This is a genomic window from Enterococcus sp. DIV0840 (assembly GCF_050527835.1).
GTDB classification, from domain to species: Bacteria; Bacillota; Bacilli; order Lactobacillales; family Enterococcaceae; genus Enterococcus_L; species Enterococcus_L ureasiticus.
Genome location: NZ_CP172876.1, coordinates 213,648 through 229,059 on the forward strand (window position 1 = coordinate 213,648; position 15,412 = coordinate 229,059).

A 15,412-nucleotide genomic window follows, 5' to 3' on the forward strand; every position below is an offset into this window, starting at 1 on the left:
ATGTATAGGAGATATCAATATGAATCGTGATCTTATATTCAAAAACCAAGAACATATAACATTTTTTGAAAAAAATACTAAAGATAAAGAATTTAATTGCTATGAGTTTTCTTTAATTTATTTGCTGGGACTAGCGGAAATAACCAGAATTCATTTTAACGAAATTTATTCAAAAGAAGAGGGTGCTAAACATGAATCTATTTCTGCAGACTGGCAAACAGAGGAGTCTATTCGTTTAACAGTTTTAGCATTTAACTTATATGAGGATTATCTATTTGGTTTTAGTGAGTTAGCTTATCAGAATAAACTAGCTTACGATTTTAACCATGAACAAAAGGGAAACTGGGAGTGCTTCATTAAACTAAATTCAATCAGTAATCTATTTTCTGATGAAAAACTTAGAGAGTTTTATTTACAAGCAATCAGTTTACGTTTGGATGATTAAATATAAATATTTTACAAATAAAAAAATATCTATTCTATAAAATATAAAAAATTATCAATTAGAAGTTTATTATTTGCTTTAAATCGAATTTTGTTTCTAAAAAACATTGACAATCAGACTAAATGACCGATATACTATTGATGTAAACAAATTGATTATATAGAGGAGAGATTATAATGGCAGGAGCAATTTCGGTCACACCCGAGCAACTGAAATCACAAGCGAAGGTGTATACACAATCACAACAACAAATCCAAGATGCGATTAGAAAAGTAAATTCAATGAATCAACAAATCGCACAAGAATGGAAAGGTCAAGCGTTTCAATCGTATTTAGAACAATACAATCAATTAGAAGGAAACGTTAAAAAAATGGAAGAATTATTGATCAGCATCAATAGTCAATTGAACAAATATGCTGATACAGTTGCACAACGTGATCAACAAGATGCAGGTTCTTTCGGTTTAAACTAAATTAATTTTGAAATAAAAAAGCGTCAGTGCAATTCATTGCGCGGGCGTTTTTTTAATTATTTAGCTGAACGGGCTAGGGAAAAAGATAAAAAATAAATGAGATAAAGATCATCTCAGTCAATTTTTTTCTATTATCCTTTCAAGGCTGAATGAGCCCTTTCAGCTTTTAAATTAGGAGAGAAGAGCAAATTGAAAAACAAACTAAAAAAGTATCTTCCTATTATTTCGATCGTTGTTGGCAGCATATTGTTCTTATCTATTCTTTCTTATATTGGGTTTAAAAGTGATAATATCCAACAGACATCTAATGAAAAGGTAACGAAAATGCAGTATGTGTTGGTGAATGAAGATAAAGGAACTCTTTTTGAAGGGAAAAAATACTCTTTAGGAACCGATTTTGTCACATTGATCAATCAAGATACCGCTAACCGGTGGGAGACCACTACCAGAGATATTGCTGGTCGTGGCGTTACAGATGGACAATTTGATGCGCAGATTATTATTCCGCAAGATTTCTCTGAACGATTGCTTTCATTGCAAAGTATAAATCCTGAAAAAGCTTTAGTAGAGTACCAAGTAAGAGAAGGTCAAAATGAGATAACCAATCAGGCGATTCAGGGAAAAGTGAATGATATTTTAAAAGATTTCAACCAAAGAATTGTCCAAATGTATTTTTCAAGTATTGTAGGGAATCTGTCGGAAGCCCAACAAAACGTCAATCAAATTGTTGGATTGGAAACAAACCACAAAAATAATTTGGAAAAAACAATTTATTTACCATTTAAAGAAGTACCAACTAATTTTTCGAGTGTCATCGATACGGCAAGTATTTTAGATGAAGATAATAAGATGTTTACATCAGAGCAACAAGCGTTTGTTCAATCAGTGAAGCAGTTGATGGAAAGTAATAACACTGGTTTAGAAGCAAATAGCCAATCCACAGAGGAAGTACAGAAATCTGTGAACGATTATGCAGATGAAGCAAATGAAAAATTGGACACATCCATTAAACAGTTCAATGAGCAATTTGAGCTGCAAAAAGAACAATTAGAAAATCAATGGCAAAACGATTTGAAGGGATACAAAGCTCAATTTGATGGTTTTGATGATAGTATAAAAAATCAATTAGGACTGTTTCTTACAAAAGGGTCTGAAGAATCTAAAGATACTGGCATTTACGCAAATTTCTTAACGAATGCCTATGCATTTAAAGGAACTCAAAGTAAGAGGATCGAAGAGCTAACAAGTGAAATAACAGACTTGGAAAAACAAGTAACTGAATTAACCGCTTTAAAAGAAGACGTTGCTGAAAAGTACTACAACGATAGAAGTGCTAATCCAGAAACTGCGGAAGAAGACCAAGTGAAACTAGCTATTTCAAAATTAATATCACCGGTTGATAAAGATTCTGAGATTAAGGAAGACGGAGAATACTTAACAGCTGTAAAGAACGAAATTCAAAAATTACAAGAACAGGCTCTTCCTTCGAGCACGGATTTTCCGATTCTCTTAGCAAAACTTTTAGGTGATGGACTACTTACGCCATCAGAAAGTGACAAATTAAGTGCTTCATATAATTTGGTGACGCATTATGATCCTACTCTCACCGCTGGGAATGGGAATCAATTTAACATACTGTCAACGGTTCCTAAAGAAGATATTTCATCTAATTTCAATGTAACGAACACAGTTAATATAGATTTGAAACGGGCCAATCAGAGTATACAATTTGGACATATATTTAATACTGGAAGCGGAGGTAGGGTCGAAGTTATTAATATGGCAACAATCAGAGAAGATTTAGAAAGAGAAATCCTTCGTAATCTATCTGGTTCAGACTATACCGCAACTGTTTCTAATGATGAAACACAGCTAACGATAGCAATTATACTTAAGGACACTGAAAGTACTGAACCGCCTAAAGAGCCTGTGCATTCTAACATGTCGTACACATTTGAATCCCAAATACAATGGACATATCCGAATGATTCTAGTGATCATAATGAATATTATCAATGTAGTTACTTCTGGAAATTGAACAATGCAGTAACATCGTCTGGGCAATTGGCTGCTTATATAGACAAAGACCAGCCTCTAAAGCAAGATTTACCTGAACTTTTTAGCCTGTTCACAACCTTGACATCAGCTGCTGAGAAATTAACCACTATATACGCTGATCCGACACAACAAGACGTTGTTAGCTTTGCTGGTTATGTTACAAGTAATCTAGATAAACCTTTCAATGAAATAGCTACACCTAATTCTGTTTATTGGCTATATGATAATGTCACGGATACTAAAAAAGTTTCACAAATTTCAGAGTCACTCTATAAAAATTATAGGGCAAACGGAGATAGCCTATATAACGATATTGTAGAGCAAATCGACAAATTAAACGCCACAATCGGAACAAGTACCGATAAAAATGAAGGCGAAGCGATGACGTTATATGGCACATTAAATTTAATGACTGTACCAGATATGATGTTACAAGAAGCCTCGATTTTAAAAGACTGGTTCGACAAAGCAAGCGAAGCGATCGATACGACATATAATTCTTGGAAAGAAACAGAAAGAGTAGCACCAGAGTCTGTTATCACGGACACAAATGCACATCCTGATAAGAATGATACAGCTGCGATCAATTCTACTACTGAAAATTTAGTGAAAAGTATCCAGACATTAGTTAGTAGTTCAAGAGAAACAGCTAAATCAACAGAAGAATCTGCGGCGCAAGTCAAAGACGTTGCACCGATTATTCAGACCTTGAAAGAATCGACAAACAAGGTTCAGACAAATGCAAATGATATTTTAACGAACTTAGATAAAACCGTTACTGAAGTGGATGAAAAAACAAATGACAATGCGAAGTATGCAGAAACCTTTGACAAAGTTCTTTCCAATACCAGAAATGGCGGTTCGGATAATTCAACGGTCTTTAACTTCCTATCAAATCCAATTCAAGAAAAAGGCGATTTTGGAAAAACAAGACAAAATTCTCTGATTCCATATTATGCAACAATCATCGCTGCATTTATTATTATTTTGGTCGCGACCGCGATGCAAAAATACATGAAGCGAAGAAAAGTGTCTAAAACAGACTTACTAATGAATCCATCCAGAGCTTGGTACAATACGTCAAATGTACTCGTGATACTGCTAAGCAGCGTTGCCTTGTCTAGTGCATTTGCCCTTAATTTGAGCCTTGTGGTTGGGATGAATGCGAAAATTGCTTGGTTTAGTTATGCCTTTTTAGTTTTACTTGCGGGATTACTGCTGACACTTGGCTGTATGAGACAGTTCAGATTACTGACGCTTTATCTTAGCGGCGCAATATTAGGACTATTCTTTATGCTGACACCCTTATTAGGAGTAGCTACTAAGACAGGCACATTCGCCAATATATTGTATCGAGTATCACCATTACAAAATATTCAAAATGGCTTCACAGCTCTACTAAACGGAGCCAGCATCGGCTGGGTAAGCTATCTGGTTCTTGTAATACTAGCAGTTAGTGGTATTCTATTGAATTTTTGGGTGAAACCAGAAGACAAAAAAGTGAAAGCATGATCTTTTCTATTATTTGCAAGGGAGAAAAACGATGCAACATAGACTGAAAATAGATTTTAAAAGGATTTTAAAAGGATTGCTTCTTCCTGTCCTGTTCATTTTCTTACAAAGCGTTCCTGTGCATGCAGATACTGGCGACTTGAAAATAAATAACCATGTTATCTACGATAAAAGTGAAGGTAGTCAGAGTAATTCTGCTACCTTTACGATTAATCAATTATTTATGAAAGATATGTCTGAGCAGGATAAACAATTAGATGAAGAAAAAATGAAGCAAGTTACAAATGCGCAAAAAGAAATTTTTATGAAAGAAACACCAGCACAACGTACAGTTAACCAACAAATAACACCCCTTCTTTTCTCAAGCGGATATGTCTTGAATGACAGTTTAGATACAGGAGATTCAGGGTTAAAGCAAGGAAACAATATTGGATTTATTTTATTTTGTGTAGTCGGTGGACTCCTTGTTATAGGTCTCGGAATTTTATTAGGTCGAGCATTTCCTACATGGGTAAAAAAAGGATAGGAAGGTAGAATTTTATGAGGAAAGATACATCTATTGGTATTGGGTTACATGTGGGCAAACAAATTATTGATTTACAGATTCCTATAAAAGTTTCTGGAAATCGCTTAAAAGAACTATTGAGAGAATCACTAGAATTATTGAACATCTCTTTACCAGAAACCTTTGAGTTAGAAATTATAAATAAGTCAATTAAGTTAAACGGAGAAGTTCTTCTAGCAAACTATGCACTAGGCGATGGGGACCAATTAGTTGTTAGAGAAATGATGAAAAAGTAAAGGGGCCTAAAACGTGAGTGAAGTAAAAGATATATCAGAAAAAATAGATATCCAAGTTCAAAAAGATAAGGTACTAGTTACGCTACAAGCGAATCAATATCGCTTATCAGAGCTGGATCAGTTTCAAGCGGTTCTTCAAAAAAGAGAGACGCTATTAGCGGGAGAAATGTTGGAGGCAACTGAAGAACAATTAGTTTTGTCTTATGATAAAGATAATTATGCCGTATCGATCGAAGATGCAGTACGGAAAATGTCGTCAATCAATCGATTGCTCTTAGCGCAAAAAGTTCGTTTTATTGAGCCGTTTATCCATTCAACGATTCAACCATTTATCCATCCAAGAAATATTTTTCTTTTTGGAGAAGAGTTATCCATTGCACATAGAGGATTTATGAATTTAGTTGTCCCCTATGTGACCAATGAAGAAGACTTTTTAAAACAGTATCGAGCATTGATTCTATTTATTCTTCATCCAAAATTAGATTTTGAACGGTTGATCGAAGGGGCTGGAACATTACAAGATCCACTATCTAAAAATATTCAAGCGGCTCTTTCACCAGAAGAAATCGATCAAATGATTAGTGAACAAGTCGTTATCCAAAAAATGAAACAAGAGAAACAAAATCAACTTGTAAACAAAAAAAGCTATACGTTGTTTAAATGGGGCAGTCTAGTATTGTTGGTTGCAACGCTTATTTTAGGTTTCTTTGTGGGGAATTATGCACTGAAAGAAGTACCTACACAAGAAAGAATCATTACAGCAGAAGCAAATTATATCGCCAATGACTATTCAGGCGTATTAAGCACGCTGAAAGAAGATACACCAGAGAATCTGCCTAAGAGTGCACAATATGTGTACGCGGTAAGCTCGATCCAATTAGATAATTTATCCAATGAGCAAAAAGAGATGATTTTAAATAATCTTTCTCAAAAATCAAATGAAAACACGCTTTTATACTGGATCTATATAGGAAAAGGTTCATTTGAAAAAGCCCTTGATATTGCTCAAAATGTAGGCGATAACCAATTCATTTTACATGCCTATACGAAATTGTACGAAGCAACAAAACTAGATACAAAAATGAATGGTGAAAAGAAACAAGAGCTATTGACGAAATACGAAGAAGCGATTGCTAAATATATGAAATTATTAGGAGGGGCAACCGATGATTCTGAAAACGAATAAAACAGAAGATGAGTCAATTGTTCCTATTGATGATCAAATGCAACCAGCTGCAAATGTTTTCGTTGATGTTTTCTATTTTGGTAATGTCTTTTCTCACCATCAATTAACGACAGCCAAACAAGAACGAGAAATCGATGGACATTTAGTCTCTTACGACGGCCAGAAAGTGTTACTTGATAACAAGCCGTTCGAAAAAAATAATCCTAAATTTATTATTGTAAAACCAACGGACTATCAAACAATCGCGACAAACAAACCTAAAAAAGACTTTACGATTTCTAGTAGAGCTTCTTCAGCGATCAGCTTGCCAACGGCAGCGTTTGTTTCAATTGAGGCAAAAACGACTAATTATACTGTTGATATTTACGCCAATGAAGAAACCATTTATTTCAACGGGCAACGAGTTGCCAAAGGGAAATTCGACTTTAATACGGGCGATCAGCTAGTAATTGATAAACTGATTATAGAAGTACGAGAAAATCAGCTGAAGCTCACAAATTTAGGTTCTGACTTTAAATTGAATCCCTTTGAAATCATTGAACAAAGCTACGAACCTGAATACCCTTCAGAATTCCCGTTATTCAGACGAAGCCCACGTATCCATCTAAAAGAACCGAAGATGGAAGTAGAAGTAACGACACCTACACCGAAAGAAAAGGAAGGGAAAAACGAACTATTAAGAACCCTTGTCCCTCCTTTAGGAATGGTTGTTTTAAGTGGTGCTACAAGCTTTTTAAGTGGCGGAAATCCGATCATGATGCTCAGTATGGGTGGCGCTAGTTTATTAACGGCAGGTTTTTCTGTTTCGAGTTATTTTACCAATAAGAAAGAAACCAAAGAGAAGAATGAACGTAGTGAAGGCTCTTATAGACAATACCTGATTCAGAAAAAAGGGGGTATTTCTCTTTTACAACAAGAACAAGAGCATGCGCTTACGTATATGTATCCTTCGATGAATGATCTTGCCTTAATGGCTAAAGATTATCAGGCACGGATCTATGAGCGCATGACAACCAATGAAGATTTCTTAAAAGTCCATGTGGGAACGGGAGAAATCAAGTCAAGCTTTTCTGTGAGATATCAACCAAATGAAGAAAGCGAATTGAGTTCGTTAGCAGAGAAGCAGCTTGTTTGGCCGTATCAACAATTAGAAGCAGCACCGATCGTTATTCCTTTAATGGATCAAACGGTTGGTCTAGCCGGGAATTATCCAGTATTACGGACAGCTGTTCAAACGCTCTTATTCCAAATTTCAATGCTGCATTCGTATCGAGATGTTGAATTTGTGACATTGGTTCCTGAAAATGACTATGATACTAATTGGCATGCGTGGCGTTGGCTGCCTCATTTGAAGATTCGCAGTTTGAATCTAAGAGGGATCATCCACAATGCCCAAACACGAGATATGGTGCTTAACTCGTTTTACCAAATTTTAACGAAAAGAAGACAAGAACTGAAAGAAAATGGCAATGAAAAGATTCGTTTCCAGCCGCATTATGTATTCTCTATTTTAGAAGAGAGCTGGTTATCTGGACATGGGCTAAATGAATTTTTAGCAGAAGACATGAGTCCGTATGGTGTGACCGTGATTTGGGGGAAAGATGCACTGCCGATGTTGCCTGAGACAACGACGACGTTGATCGATTACCAAAGTAGTGAAGCGGCGATTTTGATCAATCAAAATAATGAGTATGTAAATCAAGCGTTTGTACCGACTCATTTGCCGACTGCTTATCCAATTGAAGAAGCATTGCAGAGGTTGGCGAACTTACATCATGTTGAAGTGGAGAAGAATGCCATCCCAGAAGCAATCGATTTTCTTGAATTATATGATGTAAAAGCAGTAGATGAATTAAACATCGGCACACGTTGGACAAAAGCAGATACGTCTAAATCATTAGCGGTTCCATTAGGTGTTCGTGGTAAAGACGATATTGTTTACCTTAACCTACACGAACGAGCACACGGCCCTCATGGTTTAGTTGCGGGTACAACAGGATCGGGTAAATCAGAAATCGTTCAAAGTTATATCTTATCTTTAGCCGTGAACTTTGCGCCAGAAGATGTTGGCTTTTTACCGATTGACTTTAAAGGTGGAGGGATGGCGAATTTATTTGCTGACTTACCTCATTTACTTGGTTCTATTACCAATTTAGATGGCGCGAGTTCTGCCAGAGCCTTACAAAGTATTCGGGCAGAGTTACAAAAACGACAACGTAAATTTAGCCAATTTGGTGTGAATCATATCAATGGCTATACAAAATTATATAAACAAGGCAAAACAATTACCGATCCAGAAGAAAAGAAAAAATACCCAAGCGATCCATTGCCACACTTGTTCTTAATCAGTGATGAATTTGCCGAGCTAAAAGCCAATGAACCAGACTTTATGGCGGAACTTGTTTCAACGGCTCGAATCGGTCGTTCGTTAGGTGTCCATTTAATCTTAGCGACTCAAAAACCTAGTGGCGTTGTGGATGACCAAATTTGGTCGAACTCTCGTTTCAAACTAGCGTTGAAAGTAGCCGATGCCAATGATTCAAATGAAATCATCAAAACACCAGATGCGGCAACGATCACGCAACCAGGTCGTGCGTATTTACAAGTCGGAAACAATGAAATTTATGAACTATTCCAATCTGCTTGGAGCGGAGCGAATTATGATCCGTTTGTCTCACGAGAAGAAAAAGTAGATGAACGTATTTGGCTGATCAATCAATTGGGACAATACGAATTATTAACAGCCGATTTGTCACAAGAAGAAGATACCGTTGTGAAAAAGGAAGAAGAAAAAACGCAGTTGGATGCCATTGTGGAAGCAATCCAAGCGTATTCAGAAGAAACCAACGCGGTATTACCAGAAAAACCTTGGCTTCCTCCACTAGAAACAGTGATTGATTCGCCTATTCTATCGAAGGAATGGAGCGATACAAGACAATTAAGTGTTCCGTTTGGCTTTATGGATATTCCTTCTAAACAAGAGCAAGTCGTGTTCAACTTTAATTTTAACGAACTGACACATACGGCGTTTTATGGCTCACCAGGTTTTGGTAAATCAACAGCACTTCAAACATTAGTGATGAATCTTGCGAGACTAAACACACCGAGTCAAGTGCAGTTTAATTTATTTGATTTCGGTACAAATGGTTTACTTCCGCTGAAAAAACTTCCTCATGTCGCAGATTTAGTGCGTTTAGAAGAAGAAGAGAAATTAGTAAAATTCTTGAAGCGAATCCGAAAAGAGATTCAAGAGCGAAAAGATGCATTTACCGATTATGGGGTAGCCAGTCTATCTCAATATGAAGAAAAATCAGGGAATAAACTTCCTGTAGTCATTACCATCATTGACGGATTTGATGCCATCAAGGAAAGTCCATTAGAAGAAGAAATTGAATCTGTTGTGAATCAGTTGCTACGAGAAGGGGCTAGTGTAGGTCTGTACGCTGCTTTATCTGTTCTTAGAACATCTACCTTCAAGATGAGCATGGCAAGCAATATACCGTCTCATATCGGTCTATTCCTTGTAGAGGAAGGGGCAATCAGAGATGTTGTTGGGCGAGATGCATTGATTCCACAAGAAATCATTGGACGAGCACAAATCAAATTAGATGATCCACATGAACTTCAAGTCTTTCTTCCAACACATGGCGAAAATGATATTGACCGCTTAAATCATTTAGAGCAAGAGATAGAAGCAATGGATCAAGACTGGACTGGTGAACGTCCGATTAAGATTCCGATGCTTGCAAAAGTGGTTTCAATGGCTGATTTCTACGAGTCAAAACAAACACAAATGATGCTGGAAAATATGCAATTGCCAATTGGTTTGGATAAAGAAACAACCAATGTTGTCGGATTTGACCCACAAGAACATGGCTACTTTGTGATTGGAGACGATTCACCGCAACAAACAGAATATATTGAAAAAGTCATTGTAGAAAATCTAAAACATTTTGAAGGACGAGCACAACGAGTAGTCTTTAACGGCTCAGAACGTTTCGGCGGCTTTACGGAAAGCTTTGACATGATGGTTGCTGAACCAGATTACAGTACCTTTGTAAATGATTTAGTCAGCGAAATCGAGGTTCGTCAGGACGCAACAGATCCTGAACCAATGGTTGTCTATGTTCCAGAGGCGCATGTATTTGGAGACAAGACATTCATTACCAATGATGCCATTGACGTGTACCTAAGAAAAGCCGCGAAAGTGAAGATTTACTTTATTTTCCAAGGCAATCAAAAACAAATTGAAAATAGCTTCGATGACTTTAATAAACGACTACGTACGAATATCCCAGCAGGAATGATCGGTACACGTTTAGCGGATCAAGGATTTATCAATGTGAAATCAGGCTATAGTGAACCAACAGTTGAGCTAGATGAGTCTCATTTCTTTGTTGGACGGAATGCTTGTCGAGTGAAGTTGGTTAGTGAATAGTTGGTAGTTTAAGTGTAAAAGGAGGTAAAACGATGAGTAAAGACGATGCAGCAGAAAGAAAACGACAAGAGAGTAATGGTCGAAATCGACAAGAAGCAACAAAATGGCAACGTATCGCAAATGAACGACAAGCAAATTATGATCGAAATCAAAAAAAATTAGAACGATTGAAAGAAGCAAAACGAGCGTTAAATAAGTCAATGTCGTCCTTCTCTAAATTCGAAAATGAAGTCAACCAATACTCAACAAAATTGAGTACAGGGCAGTTTAAAGGGACGCTTCGTACTAAATTTGATCAGAAAGCAAAAAAAATGGGAACCGCTTTGCATAAAGAAGAAAACACCCATCAACAAAATTTATCCAAACTAGATGCAGAAATAGCCAAAAAAGAGTTAGAGCAAGGTGATTTGTTGAGTGCTGTCGGAAGCGCCTTTGATATGGCAAAAAATTTCTTAGCCTCTATTTTTTAGTAAGAAAAAGGAGAGATGAATTATGGCAATAGGTGTTGATAAACAAGTCTGGGATGGTGCGGTTAACAAAGCGGAGAGTACAGTATCAAGCATTTCAAAACCAACCATCAACAATTTAGGAAAAACAACATTGAAGCGATTCAAAAAAATAATAGAAACGCAAAAGAAACTTGCAAATACAGTTGAATCCTTCAAAAATGTTTCGAAAACAGATACGCAAAAAATGAAAAAAGTTGCGGAACATATTGTCAGTGAAGACAAGCAAGCATCTAAATCATTTAAACAAAATACAACATTATTTGAGCAAAATACATCTAAAGTGAGGTTCAATTAATGGCAAGTTATGATACAAAAAAATTCTTCGAAGAGGTTCTAGCAAATGATGATTCTTTACTTTTTGAGGTAACGAATGAGTTGATTACAACAGGTGTTTTATTAGGAACAAACTTTCCTTTGTTAAAAGGAATTTATAAAGCCTATCGTAATTTAGAAGAACAATTCGAACATAAGCCAATGGTTGGTGCTAAATTGACGGTCTCTTTTGATCATGATACTCAATGTGTGGTGCTTGATCGTCAAACGAGCCAAGTAGAATTGACCAATGAACAGTTTCTTCAGTATATGGGGAAAATCGATGTTGCCTTTGCGCCGATTTATCCAGTTGGAACAACGGTTGAATTAGATGAAAGTATGTTAACGGAAGAACTAGCGGAACTCTTTAAAAAGGAAGAGCTAGGCGCAGTTGTCACGTTAAGCGGTCGGAAGATTTCTTTGATGAGCGGTTTTGAGCAATACATTGTAGATTATCTGGGTCATTTGTGGCCTTATGGTGAGATTCCCGGGAATGATCCGATTTTGATTTCGAATATGATGATCAAACGAGTGATTGCGGAAAGTCTTACAAATGAGTATGAAGAAGCGTTTGCTTTCGATGGTTTACGTGCGACTCAGGTAACCAAGCAACAAGTTTCAACAGCGTATATGAAACCAGAAGATACGATTGCTTATTTTGAAGTGTTGTCTGAGTTGTCAGAACAAGAATAATAGGGTAAACGCATGGAAAGGAGTGTATTATGGGATTTTATGTCGATACAGCAGAAATGAAGAAAGCAGTAGAAGAGTATCAAAAGCTTTCTAAGACAGCGCAAAGTCAATTAAATACTGCAAAAAACGCAATGAATGGTATAATTAACAGTAACGCAATGTCTGGTAAAGTAGGACAAGCTATATCAGCGGATATCAATAATAACCAGAATGCCGTAATTGTTGGATTGAAAAGTAGTTATCTAGCCGTTGAAATGGAGCTACGCCAAGCGTATCAGGATTTCAAAGGGACAACAGGAGAAACCTCTGATTCAGCAGTCCTTAGCGAAGAAGTCTTGACCAAAGCAAAATCAGATATTGATAAGATGAAACAAACTTATCAAGAACAAGTGAAAAGTTTCCAGTCAGTGTATAGTAGTATTTCTGATCTAATTTCATTATCTGCCTCAAAGAGTGACTTTAATCAAGTAGCGGACGCGACGAAGAAGTATGCGGATGAAATCATCCAAAAAGTCAATCAGTTCGATAGTAAGCAAGGCAATTCGGCTAATGAAGACATGATTCAGTCTTTAAGCACACAAATTAAAGCAGCACAGAAAGTCGGAGGATTAGGCTATACCGATCCTCGTTTCCTTGCATTTGCGAATAGTACTGCTTTAGCAGATAATGTTCAAGCGTTCCAAAAAAAGGTGACTGAAGCAGATGAAAAGCAACGAAAAACGAAAGAAAAAGATCTGAACTCAATGACGCCATCAGAAATGATTGCGAAGTATGGAGTGGACGATCCAGATGTGAAGAAGCGGATAAATGATATTAATAATGGGATTAGTTATACCGCACTAAACAAACTAAAAGATGGTACAGAAGCCATTAGTCACTCAGCTACAGCCAATCTTTTAGCTAGAGAAACCATTGCTAGTGGTAAGAAAATTAAGAATGGTACATGGCATGGATCTTCTGTTAAAAGTACAAAATCAGGATTCAAAACATGGAAACAAGTTAATGGTGATGTTAATAGATTTAAAGCTGTCAAAAATGCAAAACATTATGATGAAGTTTTAAATGGCACAGGTAAAATTGGAAGTGGTCTTAAAGGCCTCGGCTATCTAGGAGCTGCGGGTGCTATATTTGATGGAGGTACAACGTTCTTCGAACGTAAAGATAAGTATGGAACAACGAGTGCTGCAGTAGATGGTACCGCGCATGCTGCTTCTTCCGTGGGAGCTGTCTATGCAGGAGCAGCTATAGGCTCTCTAATCCCTATTCCGGTGGTAGGTACACTTGTTGGTGCAGCAGCAGGTTTTGTTGTTGGAAATGTATTAAACTCAGTTTGGGATGAATTAGCTCATTCTAAAGATAATAAGTTTTTCAGTTGGGGTACACTTTTTGGTAATTAACTATAACCGTTAATATTTAAGATTGGAGTCTTTTTCTATGAGAAGATATATTTGGTTGGGAGATAGTAAATATGGTGGAAGCGTATATTGGGATAAAAAAAGAGATGTTGCAGTTAGAGACGGAAGTATAAAAGTATCTGCAAAGAAAAGTAAATCAAATAAGTATCTAATTGGTGGACTATTTGTTTGTCTTATTATCATTAGAGTGATTACTTCATTTTTTAAAATGAAATTTATTAGTAATGAAATCAATAATATTAGCATGATAGTGTTTACTATCTTTTTTGCAACCACAATAACGCTATTCATCAATCGTATGATGTATGGAAACAGCGAAGACTATACTGATACTAGCCTTGAAGATGCGATGCATGCAATCAGAAGTACTGGATATTTGAAGAGTCCATTGATTTTTATGCTCTTAGACAAAAGGCTTCATTACATGGTGTTAGTTTTAGTTATATTGTTTGTTTCTTTGGGACTATCTCAGGCGATTCCTGATCTTAATAGCTTACAAGAATTTATTCGTATACCAACTATGATTTTATTTATCAGTATACCCGTTTATATGGTCTACCTTGTAAATTTTAAGAAAGATAATAGGTTGAAATTATGATAATAATAAAAGAGCTTTTTCTTTCCCTAATTTTAGGAGTAGCAATCGCAGGATTATTAACTGTAATTTTAGTGAATAATCCAAAAATATGGTATAAAACAGCTAAAAAAATCAAAAAAAAACAGAAAGACAAATAAAAATGCGTAGATAGAACGAATAATTATATTTAAAAATATAACTGATTAATGAAGTTTTTATATAAAAATGAAGTCTTAAATTATCGAGTGAGGAGAAATTAGTATGAATAATAAGATTTTACCATTAGGTACAATAGTGAAACTAAAAGATGGAGACAACTCTGAACTGATGATAATAGCAAGAGGAAGTCTTATCGAAGATAAAGGAAAAGAAGTTTATTTTGATTATGGTGCTGTATTGATTCCACAAGGAATGCTAGCTCCAGAGGCTGTTTATTTTTTCAATAAGGAGAATGTTGAAACAGTAGTTTTTGAAGGATTCAGAAATGAAAAAGAAGAAGAATTTGAGGAGCAGTATGATAACATGATTCAAAATTCAAGTTATCATAAAGGGTCTGTATAATTCAATAGCTAACAAAATTTAATTAGTATGAGAGTTCTTCCATATATCAGGGCTAACTAAAAAAGGACAGTAGGCATAGTAGTAACCTAGATAGATATTGAAAAAATCTATACTATAACAAAAACAGTGTACGTATCGCTATCAGGATACGTACACTGTTTTTATATTCTACTCATTTCAACCGAATTATTTCAGTTATATCATCAATATCCAAAGCATCCGCTATCCTCTCAATATGAGGTAAATAAATTTTCTCTCTTTTATTATTAGCCAACTTATTAACAATTGAAGGCTCAATATCTGATAAACGAGCAAGTTCTCTTAAGGATATTCCTCTATCATCAACTAGTTGTTTCAAACGAATTTCTACTTTTCTTTCCATAGAATTCTCTCCCTTTTTAGTGTTGTTTGTAAGAACATCATATAGTATAA

The 15,412-nt window shown here is 35.9% G+C and carries 14 protein-coding genes; 13 read left to right on the forward strand and 1 reads right to left on the reverse strand.

Annotation, left to right across the window (positions count from 1 at the left end; genetic code table 11):
* Positions 1-19: 19 nt before the first annotated feature.
* From IGL98_RS00990 to IGL98_RS01050, 13 genes are all read left to right on the forward strand, one after another.
* On the forward strand, positions 20-445 hold the full coding sequence (locus tag IGL98_RS00990; protein WP_206911867.1) for a DUF6075 family protein: 426 nt from the start codon (positions 20-22) through the stop codon (positions 443-445).
* Between the two features lie 176 nt (positions 446-621).
* Positions 622-918, forward strand: coding sequence for a WXG100 family type VII secretion target (locus IGL98_RS00995; protein WP_206911866.1), 297 nt, complete (start codon positions 622-624; stop codon positions 916-918).
* A gap of 189 nt (positions 919-1,107) precedes the next feature.
* Positions 1,108-4,488 (forward strand): type VII secretion protein EsaA, encoded by a 3,381-nt coding sequence (esaA, locus tag IGL98_RS01000; RefSeq protein ID WP_206911865.1) that lies wholly within the window; start codon positions 1,108-1,110, stop codon positions 4,486-4,488.
* A gap of 31 nt (positions 4,489-4,519) precedes the next feature.
* Positions 4,520-5,014 carry a hypothetical protein gene (locus IGL98_RS01005; RefSeq protein ID WP_206911864.1) on the forward strand — a complete coding sequence of 165 codons (495 nt, stop codon included), beginning with the start codon at positions 4,520-4,522 and terminating at the stop codon, positions 5,012-5,014.
* A gap of 14 nt (positions 5,015-5,028) precedes the next feature.
* Positions 5,029-5,289: a type VII secretion protein, YukD family gene (locus IGL98_RS01010; protein WP_206911863.1), complete on the forward strand. Its 261-nt coding sequence runs from the start codon at positions 5,029-5,031 to the stop codon at positions 5,287-5,289.
* 13 nt (positions 5,290-5,302) lie between these two features.
* Positions 5,303-6,475, forward strand: a complete 1,173-nt coding sequence (gene essB, locus IGL98_RS01015) for a type VII secretion protein EssB (protein WP_206911862.1) — start codon at positions 5,303-5,305, stop codon at positions 6,473-6,475.
* Positions 6,456-10,913 (forward strand): type VII secretion protein EssC, encoded by a 4,458-nt coding sequence (gene essC, locus IGL98_RS01020; RefSeq protein ID WP_206911861.1) that lies wholly within the window; start codon positions 6,456-6,458, stop codon positions 10,911-10,913. The genes essB and essC overlap by 20 nt, the downstream gene beginning before the upstream one ends.
* A 32-nt stretch (positions 10,914-10,945) precedes the next feature.
* Positions 10,946-11,383, forward strand: a complete 438-nt coding sequence (locus tag IGL98_RS01025) for a DUF5082 domain-containing protein (protein WP_069654196.1) — start codon at positions 10,946-10,948, stop codon at positions 11,381-11,383.
* 22 nt (positions 11,384-11,405) lie between these two features.
* Positions 11,406-11,717: a TIGR04197 family type VII secretion effector gene (locus IGL98_RS01030; protein WP_111248113.1), complete on the forward strand. Its 312-nt coding sequence runs from the start codon at positions 11,406-11,408 to the stop codon at positions 11,715-11,717.
* The gene (locus IGL98_RS01035; protein ID WP_339099354.1) at positions 11,717-12,427 is read left to right on the forward strand and encodes a DUF4176 domain-containing protein; all 711 of its coding nucleotides are present in this window, start codon (positions 11,717-11,719) and stop codon (positions 12,425-12,427) included. The genes IGL98_RS01030 and IGL98_RS01035 overlap by 1 nt, the downstream gene beginning before the upstream one ends.
* Positions 12,428-12,456: 29 nt before the next feature.
* Positions 12,457-13,824, forward strand: coding sequence for a T7SS effector LXG polymorphic toxin (locus tag IGL98_RS01040; protein ID WP_339099352.1), 1,368 nt, complete (start codon positions 12,457-12,459; stop codon positions 13,822-13,824).
* A gap of 37 nt (positions 13,825-13,861) precedes the next feature.
* On the forward strand, positions 13,862-14,440 hold the full coding sequence (locus IGL98_RS01045; RefSeq protein ID WP_206913369.1) for a hypothetical protein: 579 nt from the start codon (positions 13,862-13,864) through the stop codon (positions 14,438-14,440).
* 240 nt (positions 14,441-14,680) lie between these two features.
* Positions 14,681-14,980 carry a DUF4176 domain-containing protein gene (locus tag IGL98_RS01050; RefSeq protein WP_206913367.1) on the forward strand — a complete coding sequence of 100 codons (300 nt, stop codon included), beginning with the start codon at positions 14,681-14,683 and terminating at the stop codon, positions 14,978-14,980.
* A 172-nt stretch (positions 14,981-15,152) separates the two neighbouring features.
* On the opposite strand, the gene IGL98_RS01055 is transcribed toward IGL98_RS01050, so the two are convergent.
* A complete protein-coding gene (locus IGL98_RS01055; RefSeq protein WP_069654199.1) occupies positions 15,153-15,362 on the reverse strand; it encodes a helix-turn-helix domain-containing protein in 210 nt (69 codons plus the stop codon).
* Positions 15,363-15,412: the final 50 nt, after the last annotated feature.

What these genes read in the sequence shown, in the direction of transcription:
- IGL98_RS00990 (WP_206911867.1), top strand. Translation starts at nt 20, where the DNA reads ATGAATCGTGATCTTATATTCAAAAACCAAGAACATATAACATTTTTT.
- IGL98_RS00995 (WP_206911866.1), top strand. Translation starts at nt 622, where the DNA reads ATGGCAGGAGCAATTTCGGTCACACCCGAGCAACTGAAATCACAAGCG.
- IGL98_RS01005 (WP_206911864.1), top strand. Translation starts at nt 4,520, where the DNA reads ATGCAACATAGACTGAAAATAGATTTTAAAAGGATTTTAAAAGGATTG.
- IGL98_RS01010 (WP_206911863.1), top strand. Translation starts at nt 5,029, where the DNA reads ATGAGGAAAGATACATCTATTGGTATTGGGTTACATGTGGGCAAACAA.
- essC (WP_206911861.1), top strand. Translation starts at nt 6,456, where the DNA reads ATGATTCTGAAAACGAATAAAACAGAAGATGAGTCAATTGTTCCTATT.
- IGL98_RS01025 (WP_069654196.1), top strand. Translation starts at nt 10,946, where the DNA reads ATGAGTAAAGACGATGCAGCAGAAAGAAAACGACAAGAGAGTAATGGT.
- IGL98_RS01030 (WP_111248113.1), top strand. Translation starts at nt 11,406, where the DNA reads ATGGCAATAGGTGTTGATAAACAAGTCTGGGATGGTGCGGTTAACAAA.
- IGL98_RS01035 (WP_339099354.1), top strand. Translation starts at nt 11,717, where the DNA reads ATGGCAAGTTATGATACAAAAAAATTCTTCGAAGAGGTTCTAGCAAAT.
- IGL98_RS01040 (WP_339099352.1), top strand. Translation starts at nt 12,457, where the DNA reads ATGGGATTTTATGTCGATACAGCAGAAATGAAGAAAGCAGTAGAAGAG.
- IGL98_RS01045 (WP_206913369.1), top strand. Translation starts at nt 13,862, where the DNA reads ATGAGAAGATATATTTGGTTGGGAGATAGTAAATATGGTGGAAGCGTA.
- IGL98_RS01050 (WP_206913367.1), top strand. Translation starts at nt 14,681, where the DNA reads ATGAATAATAAGATTTTACCATTAGGTACAATAGTGAAACTAAAAGAT.
- IGL98_RS01055 (WP_069654199.1), bottom strand. Translation starts at nt 15,362, where the DNA reads ATGGAAAGAAAAGTAGAAATTCGTTTGAAACAACTAGTTGATGATAGA.